22 protein-coding genes and 1 tRNA gene are annotated in these 17,792 nt (G+C 65.9%); 15 read left to right on the top strand and 8 right to left on the bottom strand.

From position 1 onward, the window contains the following. The first annotated feature begins 10 nt into the window (after nt 1-10). The gene (locus G6N13_RS06465; RefSeq protein ID WP_163695397.1) at nt 11-1,888 is read left to right on the top strand and encodes an alkyl/aryl-sulfatase; all 1,878 of its coding nucleotides are present in this window, start codon (nt 11-13) and stop codon (nt 1,886-1,888) included. Here the strand turns inward: G6N13_RS06465 and G6N13_RS06460 are convergent. The 5 genes from G6N13_RS06460 to G6N13_RS06440 are packed head-to-tail and all read right to left on the bottom strand — an operon-like array spanning nt 1,878 to nt 6,622. Next, entirely contained in the window at nt 1,878-2,858 is a 981-nt protein-coding gene (locus G6N13_RS06460; RefSeq protein WP_163695394.1) for an NADPH:quinone oxidoreductase family protein, read from the bottom strand. The two genes, G6N13_RS06465 and G6N13_RS06460, sit on opposite strands and share 11 nt — an antisense overlap. Further along, nucleotides 2,858-3,481 (bottom strand): TetR/AcrR family transcriptional regulator, encoded by a 624-nt coding sequence (locus tag G6N13_RS06455; RefSeq protein ID WP_163695390.1) that lies wholly within the window; start codon nt 3,479-3,481, stop codon nt 2,858-2,860. Before G6N13_RS06455 ends, G6N13_RS06460 begins: the two co-directional genes overlap by 1 nt. After that, entirely contained in the window at nt 3,478-4,785 is a 1,308-nt protein-coding gene (locus G6N13_RS06450; protein ID WP_163695387.1) for an acyl-CoA dehydrogenase family protein, read from the bottom strand. Before G6N13_RS06450 ends, G6N13_RS06455 begins: the two co-directional genes overlap by 4 nt. Nucleotides 4,786-4,795: 10 nt before the next feature. After that, a complete protein-coding gene (locus G6N13_RS06445; RefSeq protein ID WP_163695383.1) occupies nt 4,796-5,581 on the bottom strand; it encodes an SDR family NAD(P)-dependent oxidoreductase in 786 nt (261 codons plus the stop codon). Continuing rightward, nucleotides 5,582-6,622: a phosphotransferase family protein gene (locus G6N13_RS06440; protein ID WP_163695380.1), complete on the bottom strand. Its 1,041-nt coding sequence runs from the start codon at nt 6,620-6,622 to the stop codon at nt 5,582-5,584. 87 nt (nt 6,623-6,709) lie between these two features. On the opposite strand from G6N13_RS06440, the gene G6N13_RS06435 reads away from it, so the two are divergent. From G6N13_RS06435 to G6N13_RS06420, 4 genes are all read left to right on the top strand, one after another. Further along, on the top strand, nt 6,710-7,870 hold the full coding sequence (locus tag G6N13_RS06435; RefSeq protein ID WP_163695377.1) for a CaiB/BaiF CoA transferase family protein: 1,161 nt from the start codon (nt 6,710-6,712) through the stop codon (nt 7,868-7,870). A gap of 20 nt (nt 7,871-7,890) precedes the next feature. Next, nucleotides 7,891-8,040, top strand: coding sequence for a hypothetical protein (locus tag G6N13_RS06430; RefSeq protein ID WP_407663954.1), 150 nt, complete (start codon nt 7,891-7,893; stop codon nt 8,038-8,040). Nucleotides 8,041-8,256: 216 nt separating this feature from the next. Continuing rightward, nucleotides 8,257-8,865, top strand: a complete 609-nt coding sequence (locus tag G6N13_RS06425) for a histidine phosphatase family protein (RefSeq protein WP_163695374.1) — start codon at nt 8,257-8,259, stop codon at nt 8,863-8,865. Nucleotides 8,866-8,878: 13 nt separating this feature from the next. Next, nucleotides 8,879-9,904 carry a phosphotransferase family protein gene (locus tag G6N13_RS06420; RefSeq protein ID WP_163695371.1) on the top strand — a complete coding sequence of 342 codons (1,026 nt, stop codon included), beginning with the start codon at nt 8,879-8,881 and terminating at the stop codon, nt 9,902-9,904. 67 nt (nt 9,905-9,971) lie between these two features. Here the strand turns inward: G6N13_RS06420 and G6N13_RS06415 are convergent, their stop codons facing one another. After that, on the bottom strand, nt 9,972-10,343 hold the full coding sequence (locus G6N13_RS06415; protein WP_163695368.1) for a LapA family protein: 372 nt from the start codon (nt 10,341-10,343) through the stop codon (nt 9,972-9,974). 134 nt (nt 10,344-10,477) lie between these two features. Between G6N13_RS06415 and G6N13_RS06410 the strand changes: the two genes are divergently transcribed. The 5 genes from G6N13_RS06410 to G6N13_RS06390 are packed head-to-tail and all read left to right on the top strand — an operon-like array spanning nt 10,478 to nt 14,530. Next, the gene (locus G6N13_RS06410) at nt 10,478-11,410 is read left to right on the top strand and encodes an ABC transporter substrate-binding protein (RefSeq protein ID WP_235678045.1); all 933 of its coding nucleotides are present in this window, start codon (nt 10,478-10,480) and stop codon (nt 11,408-11,410) included. Next, nucleotides 11,411-12,505 carry an ABC transporter ATP-binding protein gene (locus G6N13_RS06405; RefSeq protein WP_163695362.1) on the top strand — a complete coding sequence of 365 codons (1,095 nt, stop codon included), beginning with the start codon at nt 11,411-11,413 and terminating at the stop codon, nt 12,503-12,505. Continuing rightward, nucleotides 12,502-13,146 carry an ABC transporter permease gene (locus G6N13_RS06400; protein WP_163695360.1) on the top strand — a complete coding sequence of 215 codons (645 nt, stop codon included), beginning with the start codon at nt 12,502-12,504 and terminating at the stop codon, nt 13,144-13,146. Before G6N13_RS06405 ends, G6N13_RS06400 begins: the two co-directional genes overlap by 4 nt. Next, nucleotides 13,143-13,931 (top strand): ABC transporter permease, encoded by a 789-nt coding sequence (locus tag G6N13_RS06395; protein ID WP_163695357.1) that lies wholly within the window; start codon nt 13,143-13,145, stop codon nt 13,929-13,931. Before G6N13_RS06400 ends, G6N13_RS06395 begins: the two co-directional genes overlap by 4 nt. Beyond that, nucleotides 13,928-14,530 (top strand): putative glycolipid-binding domain-containing protein, encoded by a 603-nt coding sequence (locus tag G6N13_RS06390; protein ID WP_163695354.1) that lies wholly within the window; start codon nt 13,928-13,930, stop codon nt 14,528-14,530. Before G6N13_RS06395 ends, G6N13_RS06390 begins: the two co-directional genes overlap by 4 nt. Here the strand turns inward: G6N13_RS06390 and G6N13_RS06385 are convergent. After that, nucleotides 14,493-15,437, bottom strand: a complete 945-nt coding sequence (locus G6N13_RS06385) for a prephenate dehydrogenase (RefSeq protein ID WP_235678044.1) — start codon at nt 15,435-15,437, stop codon at nt 14,493-14,495. The two genes, G6N13_RS06390 and G6N13_RS06385, sit on opposite strands and share 38 nt — an antisense overlap. 96 nt (nt 15,438-15,533) lie before the next feature. Here G6N13_RS06385 and G6N13_RS06380 point away from each other — a divergent pair, with 96 nt between their 5' ends. The 5 genes from G6N13_RS06380 to G6N13_RS06360 all read left to right on the top strand — a co-directional run bounded on the left by G6N13_RS06380 (nt 15,534) and on the right by G6N13_RS06360 (nt 17,549). Continuing rightward, complete coding sequence (locus G6N13_RS06380) at nt 15,534-16,052, top strand: tRNA adenosine deaminase-associated protein (RefSeq protein WP_163695351.1); 519 nt, start codon at nt 15,534-15,536, stop codon at nt 16,050-16,052. Next, a complete protein-coding gene (locus G6N13_RS06375; RefSeq protein ID WP_179965092.1) occupies nt 16,049-16,510 on the top strand; it encodes a nucleoside deaminase in 462 nt (153 codons plus the stop codon). Before G6N13_RS06380 ends, G6N13_RS06375 begins: the two co-directional genes overlap by 4 nt. A gap of 28 nt (nt 16,511-16,538) precedes the next feature. Beyond that, nucleotides 16,539-16,629, top strand: a tRNA-Ser gene (locus G6N13_RS06370). 194 nt (nt 16,630-16,823) lie between these two features. Further along, nucleotides 16,824-17,162 (top strand): RNA polymerase-binding protein RbpA, encoded by a 339-nt coding sequence (locus tag G6N13_RS06365; protein ID WP_163695348.1) that lies wholly within the window; start codon nt 16,824-16,826, stop codon nt 17,160-17,162. A 96-nt stretch (nt 17,163-17,258) separates the two neighbouring features. Then, complete coding sequence (locus G6N13_RS06360; protein WP_163694276.1) at nt 17,259-17,549, top strand: hypothetical protein; 291 nt, start codon at nt 17,259-17,261, stop codon at nt 17,547-17,549. Here G6N13_RS06360 and G6N13_RS26090 read toward each other — a convergent pair. Continuing rightward, nucleotides 17,467-17,787 carry a CheR family methyltransferase gene (locus tag G6N13_RS26090; protein ID WP_163695344.1) on the bottom strand — a complete coding sequence of 107 codons (321 nt, stop codon included), beginning with the start codon at nt 17,785-17,787 and terminating at the stop codon, nt 17,467-17,469. The two genes, G6N13_RS06360 and G6N13_RS26090, sit on opposite strands and share 83 nt — an antisense overlap. Nucleotides 17,788-17,792 lie beyond the last annotated feature (5 nt).

Below are 17,792 nucleotides of genomic sequence, written 5' to 3'. Positions count from 1 at the left end.
GATCGTGGGCATGGAACACAAGTCGCCCAGCCCTGACATCGAGGCCGCGCACGCCGAGCACCTGACGTCCCTGCCCTTTGCGGACACTGCCGATTTCGCCGACGCCGATCGCGGCTTCATCGCCGCACTGACACCGTGTGTCGTCACAGCCGCCGACGGGCGAGTGGTGTGGGACAACGACGTTTACGGGTTCCTCACCGGGGACTCGCCGACCTCGGTTCACCCGAGCTTGTGGCGGCAGTCCTTGTTGGTGGCAAAGCAGGGACTGTACGAGGTGGTCGAAGGCATCTATCAGGTGCGTGGACTCGACCTGTCGAACATCAGCTTCATCGAGGGCGATACCGGTGTGATCGTCATCGACCCGTTGATCTCCACCGAAACGGCCGCGGCGGCACTGGAGCTCTACCGGGCGCACCGCGGTGACCGGCCCGTTGTCGCGGTGATCTACACCCACAGCCATATCGATCACTTCGGTGGCGTGCTGGGGGTGACATCGCAGGCCGATGTCGACGCCGGCAAGGTCGCGGTGATCGCGCCCGAGGGTTTTGTGGAACACGCGGTGCAGGAGAACGTGTATGCGGGCACCGCGATGGGGCGGCGCGCGGGGTACATGTACGGCACCCTGCTCGAGCGCGGCCCGCAGGGCCAGGTGGGCTGCGGGCTCGGCCAGCAGACGTCCACCGGTGAGGTTGCCATCATCGTGCCGACCATCGATATCGCCGCCACCGGCGAGACACACACGATCGACGGCGTCGAGATCGAATTCCAGATGGCGCCCGGCACCGAGGCGCCCGCCGAGATGCACCTCTATTTCCCGCAATTCCGTGCGCTGTGCATGGCCGAGAACGCCACGCACAACCTGCACAACCTGCTGACGCTGCGCGGTGCGCTGGTCCGTGACCCGCACGCCTGGTCCGGTTATCTCACCGAGGCCATCGACACCTTCGCCGACCGGACCGACGTGGTCTTCGCCTCGCACCACTGGCCGACGTGGGGTTACGACAAGATCGTCGAATTCCTTTCCCTGCAACGGGATCTGTACGGCTACCTGCACGACCAGACGCTGCGGCAGCTCAATCAGGGATTCACCGGGATCGAGATCGCCGAGACCTTCCAGATGCCGCCCGCGCTGCACAAGGCCTGGCACGCGCACGGCTACTACGGCTCGGTCAGCCACAACGTGAAAGCTGTCTACCAGCGCTACATGGGCTGGTTCGACGGCAACCCCGCACGCCTGTGGGCGCATCCGCCGGAGGCGATCGGCCCGCGCTACGTGCACGCTATGGGCGGTGTCGACCGGGTCGTGGAACTCGCCAAGGGGGCGTTTGATTCCGGTGACTATCGTTGGGCGGCAACGCTGCTCGACCACGCGACGTTCACTGACCAAACGCATGCCGGTGCACGCCACCTGTATGCAGACACCCTGGAACAGCTGGGCTACGGAGCCGAGTGCGCGACGTGGCGCAACTTCTTCCTCTCCGGAGCCACCGAGCTGCGAGACGGAAACTTCGGCACGCCCACCCAGCCGGCGTCGACGTCGATTCTGGCCCAACTCAGCGTCGAACAGATGCTGGACGCCCTGGCGATCAGCGTGAACGGGCCGCGGTCCTGGGACACGGACATCGCCGTGGACCTGACGTTCGCCGACACTGGGACCAATTACCGGCTCACCTTGCGGAACGGCGTGCTGGTCTACCGCCAGTGTGACGCCGCCGAGTCGACGGCGACCGCCACCATCCGGTTTGCCGGCAAACTACGGCTATTGGCAATCGCGGGAGGCGATTTCACCTCACCGGGGATGGAGATCACCGGCGATGCACAGGCCCTGCAGACGCTCCTCGGTGCGCTGGATCAGCCCAACCCGAGCTTCAACATCATCACGCCCTAGAGACGTCGATGACGACCTTGCCGATCGCCTTGCGGTCGGCGATATAGCGCAGCGCGGTGGCGGCCTCCTCGAGCGGGAACCGGGCTCCGAGGTAGGGGCGCAGGCGCCCGTCGGCGAACAGCTGGGCCAGCTCGGCGTCATCGCGGGGCAATTGCTCCGGGTAGTCGGTCGCGAAGGTGCGGATCTCCATGCCCTGCACCGTGATTCCCTTCAGCATCACGAGGTTTAGCGGGATCGCCGGAATCGAGCCGGCCGCGTAGCCCAGCGTGACGAACTTTCCGCCGCGGCCCAGGCTGCGCAGCGCCGGCTCGGAGTAGCGGCCACCGACCGGGTCGAGCACGATCTGGGAGCCACCTTCCCCGGTGATCTCCTTGAGCCGGGACTTCAGGTCCTCGCGGTCGTAGTCGACAACGGCGCTTGCCCCGCGCTGCCGGCACACCTCGAGCTTCTCGGCACCGGACGCCGCGGCAATCACCTTGGCGCCCATCAGAACCGCGATATCGACGGCGGCCAGACCCACCCCGCCGCCGGCGCCCAGAACCACGACCCAGTCGCCCGGCGTGACCGGGGCGACCGTACGCAGGGTGTAGTACGCGGTCTTGTTGGTGACGCCGAATGCCGCGGCATCGGCATAGTCCACACCGTCGGGAATCCTGGCCAGACCCCGGGCGTCGACCAGTGCCTGCTCGGCGAAGGCGCCGACGAACGAGGTGGCCGACACCCGGTCACCGGGCCGGAAGTCGACGCCGTCACCGACGGCCAGCACATCGCCGGCCAGCTCACTGCCCGGGCTGAACGGCGGCGGCACCTTGATCTGATACTTGCCGGCGATCAACAGCACATCGGGGTAGTTGACCGCGGCAGCGCGCACCGTGACGACCACCTGCCCGGGACCCGGTGTGGGGTCGGGCAGTTCGTCCAAGACGAGATCCTCCGGGGTGCCGTACTCGCGGCAGACGATGGCGCGCATCAGCGCTCTCCTTCCGCAACGCCGAGTCCGCGCAGGCAGAACCCGACCAGGTGGCTGATGTCCTTGCGACCCGGCTGGTCGGTGGAGTCCACGTAGCGACGCATCGTACCGACGGCACAGACGAACACCGCGTCGGCATCACGCCGGGGATCGGAACTGCCCAGATCGCGAATCGGCTCCACCAGCAGGTCGCGCATGACGGCCATGGTCTCCTCTTCGCCCATGCGCCGTTTGTCCGAGTCCGACATCTGCCCGACCAGCGCCCGGCTCATCCCGATCAGTTCGGGGTCGGCCACCTGGGCCAGTGACCCGCTGATCCACCGGGTGATCTTGCCGACCGGGGTGACCTCCTTGGCCATCTGATGCTCGAGGTACGAAACCACCAGGGCTACACCGCGTTCCATGACCGCCAGCATCAGGTCGTCCTTACCGGCGAAATAGCGGTAGAACGCCTTGTTTGACACCCCGGCCGCGGCGACGATATCGCTGACCCGCGGCGCGTCGGGCGAGACCCGCTCCATCACGGTGATCGCGGCGGCCAGGATGCGCTCCACCTCCTCGGTGGCCTCGCGCTGCCGATCGTCGAGGGCCCGCACGACGGCGGCCGCGGCGCGGTTGGTCACGGTGAAACGGGCAGCGCTGGAATGCGATCGGTCAGGTGGCCGTACTTCTCGCGGGCCCGCTCGATGCGGTTGGGAAGGAACTCACTTGGCCACACCGGATCCTCGGCCTCGTATCCCTTGAGGATCTGCCGGGCCAGGTTTACCTTGTGCGCCTCGGTGGGCCCGTCGGCCAGCCCCAGGGTGATCCCGCCCATCAGCACGTTGGTCAACGGCATCTGATCGGTCAGCCCGAGGCCGCCGTGCACTTGGATCGCGCGCAGGCCGATGGACTTCAACACGTTCGCGGTGGCGATCTTGCAGGCCGCGATCTCCTCGCGTGCGACGCGTTCACCCCCGGTGTCGACCAGCCAGGCGGCATGCAACACCATCAGGCGGAACTGGGTCAGCTCGACGAAGGAGTCGGCCACCATCTCCTGGATCAGCTGCTTGTCGGCCAGCAGACTGCCTTGGGTGAAGCGGCTTTTCGCGCGCCGAGCCATCGCGTCGATGGCGCGCTGAGCCACCCCGATCGAGCGCATCGCGTGGTGCAGGCGCCCGCCGGCCAGCCGGGACTGCGCGACGTGGAAGCCCTGTCCCTCCCCGCCCAGTATCGCGGAGGCGGGCACCCGGACATTGTCGTAGTGCACCAGCGAATGGCCGGGGTCGTGGGAGTGCGCACCCACCAGGTGATGGGTGGCCTCGATGGTCACCCCGGGGGTGTCGGCCGGCACCAGGAACGTCGACGCCCCCGTGTGCACCGGCACATCCGGATCGGTGATCGCCACGACGATGAAGAACGACGCCACCGATGCGTTGGACGACCAGTACTTGCGGCCGTTGATGATCCAGTCGTCACCGTCACGCACAGCGCGGGTGGTGAAGACCCGCGGATCAGAGCCGCCCTGCGGTTCAGTCATCGAGAACGTCGAGAAGATCTCCCCGGACAGTAGCCCCGTCAGGTAGCGGTCCTTCTGTTCCTGGGTGCCGAACCGGGCGAGGATCTCCGCGTTGCCGGTATCGGGTGCCTGAGTGCCGAAGATGATCGACGACCATGTTGCGCGGCCGAGGATTTCGTTGATCAGCGTGAGCTTGACCGCCCCGAAACCCTGCCCGCCCAGCTCGGGCCCGAGGTGCGGTGCCCACAGGCCCTGATCGCGGACCTTCTGCTTCAGGGGGTCGACGATCCGGCGGCGCTCGGAGTTGAGCGGCAGGAATTCACAACTAGGGAAGATCACTTCGAGTGGTTCGATGTCTTCGCGGACGAAGTTCCGGATCCACTCGAGCTTCTCCTCGAACTCCGGCTCGGTGGAGAAATCCCATGCCATCTTTGACTCCTTAGGGGATGCCGCCATCGGCCCGAAGGATCGAACCGGTGGTGAAGCTGGATGCGTCCGACATCAAGAACAATGCGGCGCCGATGATTTCGGCGGGCTCCCCGGCCCGCTGCAGGGCGTGCCTGCCGAACGGGTTCTCCACACCGCTGGGCCCATCTGTCGGGCCGAGCCCTAGGCCCCACGCCTTGCTGATATCGGTGAGGAAGGGCCCGGGCATCAGGGTGTTCACTCGCACGGTCGGCCCGAATGCCGCCGCCAGCCCTTCGGTCATTGCGTTCAGGCCGGCCTTGGATGCGGCGTAGGGAATGAACGACGGGTGCGGGCGTAACGAGCCATGGGTGCTGACGTTGATGATCACCCCGCCGCCGTCGGCGACCATGCGTTCACTCACCAGCGCCGAAAGCCGAAACGGTCCTTTGAGATTGAGGTTCATCACCGCATCGAACAACTTCTCGCTGACATTGCTCAACTTGTCGTACGTCGGTGACATGCCGGCGTTGTTCACCAGTACGTCGAGCTTGCCGAACCGGTTGTAGACCGCCGCCACCAGGCCGTCCAGCTCATCCCAGCGTCCGACATGCACGCCGTATGGCATTGCGGTACGGCCGGTTTCGTCCCCGATTTCCTTGGCGGTCGCCACGCAGGAGTCGTACTTGCGGCTGGCGATCACCACGTCGGCACCGCAGCGGGCAGCGGCAAAGGCCATCTCGCGGCCCAGTCCACGGCTGCCGCCGGTGACCAGCACCACCCGGCCGGTCAGATCGAAAAGCGTATCTGCGTAGCCCATCTACGCCTCACCGGACTGCGCCAACTCGGCGGCGGTGGCGATCAGGCCGGGCACCATCGTGCCGAACGCCTCAACGACCTGCGGGTCGGCCTTGCCACCGTTGACCGCGGCGGCATAAGTCTTCTCGAGCACAATGCCCAGCTTCCAGTTGGCCAGCACCAGGTAGTAATGGATGTTCTCGGTCGACAGGCCGCTGATCTTCTCGTAGTGGGCCAACAGCTCACTACGGGTCGGCATACCTTCCATCGGCAGGTAGAAGCCACCCTCCTTGGGCTGCTCACCGTCGTAGCCGAGCAACGCCCACGCGACGTCGAGCAGCGGGTCGCCGATGGTGGTCATCTCCCAGTCGACGATGGCGGCGAGCCGGCCCGGTGCGCCGTGGGCGTACATGACGTTGGCGAACTGGTAGTCGCCGTGCATGATCCCGGGGGTGAAGTGCGCGGGACGGTTATTGCGCAACCATTCCGCCGCCACATCGAGGCCGGGAAGTTCACGAACCTGGAACGCCGCCAGGAAGGCCAGCCAGCGGTCCACCTGCCGTTCGTGGAAATTGTCGGGCTTGCCGAACCCCGCCAGGCCCTGGGCTTTCCAATCCAGCCGGCCGAGCCTGGCGGCTCCCTCGATGAGTTGGAAGGCCAGGTCGCGCCGGGCGCCGAGATCGGTGTCGAACGGCGTCTCCCAGCCGCCCTCCATCGGGCTCCAGCCGTCGACCTCCTTCATCAGGTAGAAGGGCTTACCCAGCACCTCGCCGCTCTCGTCGGCGGCGATCAGCTCGGCATGTGGCACATCGGTGCCCTTCAGCGCGCGTTCGAGGCGGATCTCGCGGAGTAGCTCGCTGAGCCGTCGCTCGTCGGCGCGAGGGCCGGGCATCCGCAACACCATGCCCTGACCACCGCGGCTGACCCGGTAGAGCATGTTCTGCGAGCCGCCCTTGAGGACCTCGGCAACGGGCTCCTCGCCGGCGCCGGGTGTGTCCTGGGTGTCGAGCCAGCGGCCGAGTGTCGTGATGTCCAGGTCTGCGGGACTTTCCGTTCTCGTCATGGAACTCCTCACTCTCCCAGCGGAGAATAGCATTCTCCGGACGCCGAACCACTAGCCTTTGGCGGACACAACGCGAAAGGGGCGACGATGGCCGGACCGCTGGATGGCATCACGGTTGTCGAGCTGGGCGTGTGGGTCGCCGGACCCGCCGCCGGAGGAATCCTGGCCGACTGGGGCGCCGACGTCGTCAAGATCGAACCGCCGACCGGTGACCCCGCGCGGATGTTCGGCCGGATGCTGGGCCTCGACGACGGCTCCAACCCGCCCTTCGAGATGGACAACCGGTCCAAGCGCAGCATCGTGCTCGATCTGACCGCCGACGGCGGCCTGGTGACAGCGCGCCAATTGCTCTCGGGCGCAGATGTTTTCATCACTAATGTGCGGCCTGATGCCTTGGCCCGGCTCGAACTCGACTATCCGAACGTCGCCACGCTCAACCCCGGGCTGGTGTACGGCCTGATCACCGGATACGGCGAGACGGGGCCGGAAGCTAATCGGGCGGCCTATGACGTCGCGGCCTTCTGGGCCCGATCCGGGGTCGCCGACCTGCTCACCCGGCCCGGTGACAGCCCGCCCTTCCAGCGCGGCGGCATGGGCGATCACCTGACCGCGATGACACTGGCCGCCGCGATCAATGCCGCACTGGTCGCGCGGGCCCGCACCGGTGAGGGGCAGCTGGTCACCACCTCGCTGTATCGCCAGGGGACGTACACCGTGAGCTTCGACCTCAACACCTTCCTGTTGAGCGGGCGTCCCATCGCGATCGGCCAGCGCGAGACGATGTTCAACCCGTGCATGAACAACTATCTGGCGGGCGACGGGAAGCGGTTGTGGATCGTCGGGCTGGAAGCCGATCGGCACTGGCCGTCACTGTGTCGTGCGGTAGGGCATCCAGAATGGTTGGACGACAGTCGGTTTACCACGGCCCGCGACCGGGCGATCAACTCTCGTGAGCTCATCGCAACTCTCGACGGGATCTTCGCGACCAAGACGAGGGACGAATGGGCGCGGGCTTTCGAAGCTGAGCCCGAACTGTTCTGGTCGCCGGTGAACTCGATGGAAGACGTCCTCGGTGATGAGCAATTCCATGCCGCGGGCGGTCTGGTCGATGTTCCCCACGACGGCGGGTCGCTGCCGATGATCGCGACACCGGCAGATTTCCACGGCACGCCGTGGGCACCGCGCTCGGCCGCCCCGAAGCTCGGCGAGCACACCGAGGAGATCCTGGTGGAGTTACAACAAGGCTGATTACTGTAACGGCTCGCTTGGTGACCGTGAACGTCCGTGCGGGCCACGCCCGGCTGTGCCTGGGCTACACCGAGCCCGAGGGCGGGTCGGACGTGGCGACGGTCAAGACCAAGGCGGTACGCGAAGCGGATGGATCTAGCCGGGTTATCGCGCGAAGCGGATGGATCTAGCCGGGTTATCAATGGCACCAAGATGTTCACACCTCGGCCGCCCCGCCTACGCGCCGCCACCATCGACTTGCTCGGCAGGTGCAGGCCCACCGGGGTGCCGCATGACGGACATATGCCGCTCTCGAACGGAACGAAGTTGTGGCGCACCGGACAGACGAAGGCGCGCATGGGCTTTATCGTTGCACGGGCGCCCGTAGCGAAAGGACCGTCTCACTCATGCAGTTGTTGCTTGTCAGACATGCGTTACCGCTCCGGACCGAGGCCGGCGAAGGGGCCGATCCCGAATTGTCCGAGGAAGGCTGGCGGCAGGCCGAGCGATTGCCGGAAGCGCTGGCCCGGTTCCCCCTGACCCGGCTGGTGAGCAGCCCGCAGCGCCGCGCGATTCAGACCGGCGAACCCGTCGCCAAGGCGCGTGATCTGACCCTTGTCATCGACGAGCGCCTCGCCGAGTACGACCGGGGCCTGTCTCACTACATGCCAATCGAGCAGGTGCGCAAGGAGAAGCCCGAGGAATGGGCGCGGATGGCGGAGGGCCGGCTGCCCAGCAGTGTGGACGAGGGAGAGTTCCGCGGCCGGATCGCCGCGGCGCTGTCCGACATCGTGAACGCGGCTGGGCATGACGACACGGTGGCCGTCTTCAGCCACGGCGGGGTGATCAACGTGATCCTGCACGAACTGCTGGGGACCAAACGGTTGCTGTCGTTCCCCATCGACTACGTGTCGATCACCCGCCTGCTCTATGCCCGCAACGGCTTCGGCACCGTGGCCGCGGTCAACACCACCGAACATGTCTGGGATCTCTTGCCGCGCAATCAGCGCTATTAGCTATACATAGTTGGTGACGTCACTGGACGGGCTCGACCTGGCCGCACTGGACCGGCACTTACGCGACGTGGGGATCCCGCGCACCGGCGAGCTGCGGGGACAGTTCATCTCCGGCGGTCGTTCCAACCTGACCTTCCTGGTTTTCGACGACGTCTCCACGTGGGTGCTGCGCCGCCCGCCGCTGCACGGCCTTACCCCCTCGGCGCACGATATGGGACGTGAATACCGCGTGGTGGCCGCGCTGGCCGGCAGCCCGGTGCCGGTGGCGCCCGCTGTCACAATGCGCGACGACGACTCCGTGCTGGGTGCACCGTTCCAGATGGTCGAATACGTGGCGGGCAACGTGGTGCGCAGCCGCGTCGAACTGGACGCGCTCGGTGGTGCCGCTGTGGTCAGCGCCTGCGTCGACAGTCTGATCCGGGTGCTCGTCGACCTCCACGAGGTCGACCCTGAGGCCGTGGGGTTGAGCGACTTCGGCAAGCCCAGCGGCTATCTCGAACGCCAGGTGCGACGCTGGGGTTCGCAGTGGCAGCACGTCCGGCTGCCCGATGATCCGCGCGACGATGACGTCCAGCGGCTGCACGCCAAGCTGGTGAACACGGCACCCGAGCAGAGCCGCAGCTCGATCGTGCACGGCGACTACCGTATCGACAACACCATCCTCGATGCCGAAGACCCCACTATTGTTCGCGCCGTGCTGGATTGGGAAATGTCCACCCTCGGCGACCCACTCTCCGACGCCGCCCTGATGTGCGTGCACCGCGATCCGGCGCTGAATCTGATCCTCAACGAGGAGACGGCGTGGACTGCGCCGCAGATGCCGTCGGCTGATGAGCTTGCCCATCGGTATGCCATGGCGTCTGGAAATCCACTGGCACACTGGGAGTTCCAGATGGCGCTGGGGTATTTCAAGCTCGCGATCATCGCGGCGGGTATCGACTTCCGTAGGCGGATGGCCACGGAGAACCCGACTGATGACGACCGCGCCGGACAGGCCGTCGCCGTACTGATCAGTCGCGGCCTGCAGACTGCGAGTTGATGTCGCCGAAGCTGTGGTTAACGGGCAAAAGTTCGAGTAATTCGCACGATAGCCACACGCTCACGCGTTAACTCTGTCGCGCTGCCTTGAGATTCTTCTTCGCCGCGCGGCGAAGCTGGAAGATGCGTGCTGCTCCGGCCAGCACGGTGACCAGTCCGCCGCTCACGGCTGCCATGAGGATCGCCACGCCGGCCGGCAGCGACCAGCGCCAGCCCAGGAACGCAAACGACGTCGACTCGGTGTTCTGTGCGATGAAGATCAGGAGGATCGTCAGAATCAAGAATCCGACGATCAGCGACGACCACAGTGCCGCAGCCCGGGTGAATTTGACTTCGTTCACCTGGGCGTCCGGGACGGGCGCGAGTGTCTCCGAGGCGGGCGGCGCCGGCGGAACCGGAAGGGTGGGATCGTGGGGCGGGCCCGGAATTTCACTGGTCATCACCCCATCTTTGCCCGTTCTGGGCGATAACGAAACAACCAGTGTTTAAACCTGGTCGGGTCATGGTCACTGCCGTTACTGTTCGGTGAAACAGGTCGGGTGAAAGGACGCTCATGAACGCGTCGCGGGGTGGAATGCGACTGTGGTTGGCAGCAACTCTGTTCATGCTCGTCGTGCCGATGGCGGTGGCGTGTGGCAGTGCCAATCCGCTGGGCGCAGGCTCGGCATCGGGCGACCTGAGAACGCTCGTCGTCGGCTCCGCGGACTTCCCGGAATCGAAGATCATCGGCGAGATCTACGCTCAGGCCCTGGAGGCGAACGGTTTCACGGTCGGGCGGCAGTTCGGTATCGGGAGCCGCGAGACCTACATTCCGGCGGTGCGCGATCATTCGATTGATCTGGTGCCCGAATACACCGGAAACCTGTTGCAGTACTTCGATCCCAAGACCACGGTGACCACACCCGACGATGTGGAGCTGGCGTTGTATCGGGCACTGCCCGGTGACCTGTCGATCCTGAATCCGTCGCCGGCCAACGACACCGACACGGTTGCGGTCAGCGAATCCACCGCGCAGAAATGGAATCTGAAAAGCATCGGTGATTTGGCGGCGCATTCCCCGGAGGTCAGATTCGGGGCCCCATCGGAGTTCCTGAACCGCACTGAGGGTCTGCCGGGGCTGAAAGCCAAGTACGGGCTGGATATCAAGCCAGACAACTTCGTTGCGATCAGCGACGGCGGTGGCCCGGCCACGGTGCGCGCGCTTGTCGATGGCACCGTCACTGCCGCCGATATTTTCAGCACCTCACCGGCCATCCCGCAGAACAAGCTCGTGGTACTGGAGGATCCGAAGAACAACTTCCTCGCCGCCAATGTGGTGCCACTGGTCAGTTCGCAGAAGAAATCTGACGAACTGAAGAAGGTCTTGGATGCGGTGTCGGCCAAACTGAGCACAGAGGCCCTCATCGAACTCAATACTGCCGTGTCGGGGAACTCCGGAGTCGATCCCGACGAGGCGGCACGAAAATGGATCCGCGACAACGGTTTCGACAAGTCGATCGGGAAATAGATGATCACCTTCGACACGGTCACCAAGACATACCCGGATGGCACCGTTGCCGTCGACGATCTGAGCATGGAGCTGCCGACCGCCACACTCACGGTGTTTGTCGGGCCTTCGGGCTGCGGCAAGACCACCTCGATGCGCATGATCAACCGCATGATCGAGCCCAGTTCGGGAACAATCACTGTCGACGGCCGCGATATCGCAGGAGTCAACCCGAACAACCTGCGCCTCGGGATCGGCTACGTCATCCAGAGTGGCGGGCTGATGCCGCACCAACGGGTCATCGACAACGTCGCGACGGTGCCCGTCCTCAAGGGTGCGTCGCGTCGCACGGCCCGGATGGCGGCATACGCAGTTCTGGAGCGGGTGGGCCTGGATCCCAAGCTGGGGGACCGCTACCCGGCGCAATTGTCCGGCGGCCAACAGCAACGCGTCGGTGTGGCCAGGGCACTGGCCGCTGATCCACCGGTCCTGCTGATGGACGAGCCGTTCTCGGCCGTCGACCCGGTGGTGCGCGATGAGCTGCAGTCCGAAATCCTGCGCCTGCAAGGCGAATTGCAGAAGACCATCGTCTTCGTCACCCACGACATCGATGAGGCGATCAAACTCGGTGACCGGGTCGCGGTCTTCGGACCCGGCGGAACCCTGCAGCAGTACGACGCCCCCGCGCGGTTGTTGTCGAATCCCGCCAATGAATTCGTGTCTGGCTTCATCGGCGCCGACCGCGGCTATCGCGGTCTGCAATTCAAGCAGGCGAACGGGTTGCCGATGCACGACATTCAGACGGTCAAAGAAGGCGGGATCGACGCGCTGTCGTTGCCCGCCGGGGACTGGCGGCTGGTGATACGGGATGACGGCCGGCCGTACGCGTGGCTCAACGCCGACGGCGTCGAACTGCATCGGGGTGGAAGTTCGTTGTACGACAGCACCATTGCTGGCGGATCGCTGTTCGAGCCGGGCGCTACGTTGCGGCTGGCCCTCGATGCGGCGCTGTCCTCACCGGCCGGGCTCGGGGTGGCGGTTGACGATGCCGGTCAGGTGATCGGCGGGGTGCGGGCCGACGACGTCGTGCGTGCTCTGGAGAAACGACGCAGATGAATTACCTGCTGACCCATCTCGACAAAGCGTGGGCGCTGACGGTCATCCACCTGCGGCTGTCGCTGGTCCCGGTGGTGCTCGGCCTGGTGATCGCGGTACCGCTGGGCGCTTACGTGTGGCGCACCACGGCGCTGCGCCGGCTGACCACCGTGACGGCGAGCATCATCTTCACGATCCCGTCGCTGGCGCTGTTCGTGGTGCTGCCGCTGATCATCCCGACCCGCATCCTCGACGAGACCAATGTGATCGTCGCGCTCACCATCTACACCACCGCGCTGCTGGTGCGAGCCGTGCCTGAGGCACTCGACGCGGTACCGGGCCAGGTGCGTGACGCCGCCACTGCCGTCGGCTACACCAGGCTGAAGCGGATGCTCAAAATTGATCTGCCCCTGTCGCTTCCAGTCCTCATCGCCGGCCTGCGCGTGGTCGCGGTGACCAACATTTCGATGGTGTCGGTCGGTTCGGTGATCGGGATCGGCGGGCTGGGGACCTGGTTCACCGAGGGCTACCAGGCCGACAAGAGCGGCCAGATCATCGCCGGCATCATCGCGATCTTCCTGCTGGCGATCGTCGTCGACGTGCTGATCCTGCTCGCCGGCCGGCTGATCACGCCCTGGGCCCGGGTGAAGGTGTCGTCATGAACTTCCTGCATCAGGCGCTCGCCTATATCTTCACCGCCGCCAACTGGGCGGGGAAGGCCGGTCTGGGGATGCGCATCCTCGAGCACCTGCAGTACACCGCCGTGGCCGTCGTCTTCTCCGCACTAATCGCCATTCCGGTGGGGTTGCTGATCGGGCACACCGGACGCGGCACCTTCCTGGTCGTGACCGGAGTCAACGCGCTGCGCGCACTGCCCACGCTGGGCGTGCTGCTGCTCGGCGTGCTGCTGTGGGGGTTGGGGCTGCTGCCACCGACCGTCGCGCTCATGCTGCTGGGCATCCCGCCACTACTGGCGGGCACCTACGCCGGGATCGCCAACGTCGATCCGGCGGTGAAGGACGCTGCCCGATCGATGGGTATGACCGAGACGCGAGTTTTGCTGCGCGTCGAGGTGCCCAATGCGCTGCCGCTGATTCTGGGCGGGCTGCGCACGGCGACCCTTCAGGTGGTCGCGACCGCGACGGTGGCCGCTTACGCCAGCCTGGGCGGGCTCGGACGCTACCTGATCGACGGAATCAAGGTCCGCCAGTTTTATCTGGCGCTGGTGGGTGCGTTGTTGGTGACGCTGTTGGCGCTGGTGCTCGACGGGCTGCTGGCGCTGGCGGTGTGGGCGTCGGTACCGGGCAGCGGGCGCTTCCGGCGGATGCCGCAACCGCTGCTCGATGACGGTGTGAGTTTCGATGCGCACGCACCCGCATCACGGAAGAGTCGCAGTTCGCCACCTGGTTACGAACGGAGTGCCCCGTCGCATACGGTAGACGGGTGAGTGCAGCCAACGACGCGACAGAAAGCGCCTGGCCGGCCATCCTGACCTGGCGTGCGCACGACGATTCGCGGATGGAGTCGACCCGGGTCCAGCTATCGGGCAACCGGATCAAAGCTTATGGCCGCATCGTCGCCGCGGCCGCCGCAACCAATCCGGCGTTCAGCGCGTCCTACGACCTGGTGACCGACGAGTCCGGCGCCACCAAACGGCTGTCGTTGAGCGTGACCCATGCCGAGCGGGACCGGCAGCTGTCGATCGCCCGCGACGAAGAGAACATGTGGCTTATCACCGACCACCAGGGCCAGACGCGGGCCGCCTACGAAGGTGCCCTCGATGTCGACGTCGTTTTCAGCCCGTTCTTCAACGCGCTACCGATCCGGCGCACCGGCCTGTACCGGCGAACCGATTCGGTGAATCTGCCTGTGGCCTACGTGAGTTTGCCCGACCTGACCGTCAAGCAGGCGTCGATCAGTTACAACAGTCTCGGTCCGGACAGCGGCGAAGGAATCAAGCTGCACTCGCCGGTCGCGCAGACCACGATCACCGTCGACAACGACGGGTTCATTCTCGATTACCCAGGCTTGGCAAAGCGGATCTGATCACCCCGCCGGCCCGGCCGGCGGCGGCCAGCTCGTGGCGCCAGTTCTCCTCGCCGATGGCGATGGTCATGATCTGCGGGCGCGAGAAGCTGTCGTAACGGACCCGGGCGGCGTGGCCGTCCTCAACCAACTCGGCCACCGACGTCTTCTCAGCCAGCGATGCGCGGGCCTGATGTAGCAGCTCCAGGGCGCGATCCAGGGCAGGTAGCAGTTGGTCTGTGTTTGCCTCGCACATCGCCCGAACCAGATCGGGGGCGGTGCCGGCTACCCGTGTGCCGTCGCGGAACGAGCCGGCCGCCAGGGCGAACGCCAGAGGTACCTCACCTGCCGTCACCGCCAGTGTTTCGGCGAGTAGGTGGGGCAGGTGCGAGATGCTCGCCGCGGCCGCGTCGTGCTCGTCTGACTTGGCGGGGACGACGAAGGCGTGGCAATCCAGGGCCAGGTCCATCGCCTGCACCCACACCCCCGCATCGACGTGTTCGTCGACGCCGAGTACCCACGGGGCATCGGCGAACAGCCGTGCGTCGCCTGCGGCCCAGCCCGAGTGGGCGGTGCCGGCCATCGGGTGGCCGCCGACGTAGCGGTCCAGGAGCCCGGCCTTACGCACCTCGTCGAGGACGGCACCCTTGACGCTGATGACATCGGTCAGCGGGCAGTCGGCGGCGACGTCCTTGATGTGGCCGAGCAGCACGGGCACCGCAGGCATCGGGACGGCCAGGACGATCAGCGCGTCGCGGTCGGCGGCCCAGCGCAGGGCTTCGGTGAGATCGGTGGTGGCGGCGAAACCGTCGAACCGGGCGCCCTGGGCGCCGTCGACGGACCGGTTGTAACCGAACGCTTCACGCCCGGCGGCGACCGCCGCGCGCAGGAGTGAACCGCCGATCAGCCCGAGCCCGAGGATGCACACGGGTGTCTTCGTCACCTGTCCAGGTTGGCATATCAACGCGCCGCGACCGATGGGTACCTGGTCAAAGCGCCTGATCAGCGACTAGCGTATGGGCCCATGGCGGCACAGCGAGCGCAGAACAGCCCGGGGTCGGACACCCCGGATGGCTTCGCAATTGCTGTAGTTCGCGAGGACGGTAAGTGGCGTTGCTCGGTGATGAGCGCGAAGGTGCTGACCAGCCTGAGTGCTGCCGAGACGGAGTTGCGAGAATTGCGCAGTGCCGGTGCGGTATTCGGGCTGCTAGACATCGACGACGAGTTTTTCCTGATCGTGCGGCCCGCTCCGTCGGGCACCCGGCTGCTGCTGTCGGACGCGACGGCGGCCCTGGATTACGACATTGCCGCCGAGGCGCTGGAGACATTGGACGCCGATATTGCGCCCGACGACCTCGAGGATGCCGACCCCTTCGAGGAGGGTGATCTGGGCGTGCTGGCCGATATCGGGCTGCCAGAAGCGGTGCTGAGCGTCATCCTCGACGAGATCGATCTGTATGCCGACGAACAGCTGGGCCGGATCGCGCGGGAGATGGGTTTTGCCGACGAGCTGGCAGCTGTGCTCGACCGCCTCGAGCGGTGATCTCTGATTCTGAAGTGATTCGCGCGGCGATTTCTGCCGCGGAATTGACCGGGCCCGACGACGTGCCGATCGGTGCGGTGGTGTTCGGTCCAGACGGTACGGAACTGGCCCGCGCGGCCAATGCCCGCGAACAACTCGGTGATCCCACCGCACACGCCGAGATCATCGCGTTGCGGGCGGCTGCCCAGGTCTACGGCGACGGTTGGCGGCTGCAGGGGGCGACGCTGGCGGTGACCGTCGAACCGTGCACGATGTGCGCGGGCGCTTTGGTGATGGCGCGGGTGGCGCGGGTGGTATTCGGCGCGTGGGAGCCCAAAACCGGTGCAGTAGGCTCACTTTGGGATGTGGTGCGCGACCGGCGGCTGACGCATCGGCCGCAGGTGCGCGGGGGAGTGCTGGCGCAGGAGTGCGCCGCCCTACTGGAGGGGTTCTTTGCCCGTCACCGCGATTTGGGTTAGTTCGGCCACGAGACGTAAGCTCGTCGGCGGTGGCGTGTCCGAGCGGCCTAAGGAGCACGCCTCGAAAGCGTGTGACGGGTAACCCCCGTCCGAGGGTTCAAATCCCTCCGCCACCGCCATAGCCCCCAAGCCTGCAATGCAGGTGACGGGCTATTTCTATGTTTGCACACACCCGCGGGCGAACTCCGGTGCCCACGGCGGGTTAGAGTCGTCACCGAAGGTCGTGAAAAAGCCATCTGGGGCCCCACTTGGCCGGCCCTGACCCGGCACACCGTCGCTGTTCTGCGTGTGTGCAATCGAGGAAGTTGTTGAGATGGCTAATCGCATCATGAGGGGCAGTCGACTCGGCTCGGTGAGTTACGAGACCGATCGGAAAGATAATCTGGCACCGCGTTCGATCGCGCGTTATCGCACCGCGAACGGCGAAGAGTTCGACGTACCCTTCGCCGACGACGCGGAGATCCCCGGCACCTGGCAATGCCGCAATGGGATGGAGGGGACCGTCATTGCGGGCCGCCCTGCAGCCGAGCCCAAAACGGTCAAGGCGCCGCGCACCCCCTGGGACATGCTGCTGGAACGGCGCACGATCGAAGAGCTCGAGGAACTGCTCCAGGAACGTCTCGCGCTGATCAAGTCACGGCGCGGCAGGTAGCTCCGTGAGCTGTGAATCGGAGCGACGGATCGCGATTCCCAGGAACCTGGCCTACGCTGGCACTTCACCGACGTAGCGCTTGAGGCCAGGGGGTATGTGATCATCACGACCGCGTCGACCGGCACCCGGCGGTTGCTCTATGCCGCAATCGGATTGGTGATCGCCGCCGCGCCGGCGGCGGCCGCGTTCGCCGGTACCGATGGTGCCGCCCCCCGGCTGGCCGCCGCATGCGCGGACACCGACACGGAGGACAGCTTCTCGATGGACTGCGCCCCGACGGTCATTCCCGACACCAGCGACCAGCTCACCGAGGCGGAAGTGGCCGAGCCGGGATGGAACGGCGGCGGAGACCACGGTGGTGGCGGCGGGGGCGGCGGCCACCACTGACCCGGTTGTGTCGCGCGAACACGATCATGTCCCGTCGTTGGTTGTCCGCTTCGTAGCCTTCCTCGACGGCATGGAAGTAACGGGCGATGGGGACGTCGGGCACATCGGCCAAAGCCGATTGCGGGTAGACACCCCGGGCGAGCGATCGCCAGTGCCGGTCATCGATATCGTTGGCGAAAACCTGTGCGGGGCGGTCCCGGTCGGCACCGATCAACTCCGACAAGATGATCGCGACCACAATGC

The sequence above is a fragment of the Mycolicibacterium sarraceniae genome, assembly GCF_010731875.1.
Classification (GTDB): domain Bacteria; phylum Actinomycetota; class Actinomycetes; order Mycobacteriales; family Mycobacteriaceae; genus Mycobacterium; species Mycobacterium sarraceniae.
This window is presented reverse-complemented; position numbering and strand designations above follow the sequence as displayed.

Excerpts from the sequence above, each read along its gene's own strand:
- G6N13_RS06465 (WP_163695397.1), top strand. The coding sequence starts at position 11 with ATGGAACACAAGTCGCCCAGCCCTGACATCGAGGCCGCGCACGCCGAG.
- G6N13_RS06460 (WP_163695394.1), bottom strand. The coding sequence starts at position 2,858 with ATGCGCGCCATCGTCTGCCGCGAGTACGGCACCCCGGAGGATCTCGTC.
- G6N13_RS06450 (WP_163695387.1), bottom strand. The coding sequence starts at position 4,785 with ATGGCATGGGATTTCTCCACCGAGCCGGAGTTCGAGGAGAAGCTCGAG.
- G6N13_RS06445 (WP_163695383.1), bottom strand. The coding sequence starts at position 5,581 with ATGGGCTACGCAGATACGCTTTTCGATCTGACCGGCCGGGTGGTGCTG.
- G6N13_RS06440 (WP_163695380.1), bottom strand. The coding sequence starts at position 6,622 with ATGACGAGAACGGAAAGTCCCGCAGACCTGGACATCACGACACTCGGC.
- G6N13_RS06435 (WP_163695377.1), top strand. The coding sequence starts at position 6,710 with ATGGCCGGACCGCTGGATGGCATCACGGTTGTCGAGCTGGGCGTGTGG.
- G6N13_RS06425 (WP_163695374.1), top strand. The coding sequence starts at position 8,257 with ATGCAGTTGTTGCTTGTCAGACATGCGTTACCGCTCCGGACCGAGGCC.
- G6N13_RS06415 (WP_163695368.1), bottom strand. The coding sequence starts at position 10,343 with ATGACCAGTGAAATTCCGGGCCCGCCCCACGATCCCACCCTTCCGGTT.
- G6N13_RS06410 (WP_235678045.1), top strand. The coding sequence starts at position 10,478 with ATGCGACTGTGGTTGGCAGCAACTCTGTTCATGCTCGTCGTGCCGATG.
- G6N13_RS06405 (WP_163695362.1), top strand. The coding sequence starts at position 11,411 with ATGATCACCTTCGACACGGTCACCAAGACATACCCGGATGGCACCGTT.
- G6N13_RS06400 (WP_163695360.1), top strand. The coding sequence starts at position 12,502 with ATGAATTACCTGCTGACCCATCTCGACAAAGCGTGGGCGCTGACGGTC.
- G6N13_RS06395 (WP_163695357.1), top strand. The coding sequence starts at position 13,143 with ATGAACTTCCTGCATCAGGCGCTCGCCTATATCTTCACCGCCGCCAAC.
- G6N13_RS06380 (WP_163695351.1), top strand. The coding sequence starts at position 15,534 with ATGGCGGCACAGCGAGCGCAGAACAGCCCGGGGTCGGACACCCCGGAT.
- G6N13_RS06365 (WP_163695348.1), top strand. The coding sequence starts at position 16,824 with ATGGCTAATCGCATCATGAGGGGCAGTCGACTCGGCTCGGTGAGTTAC.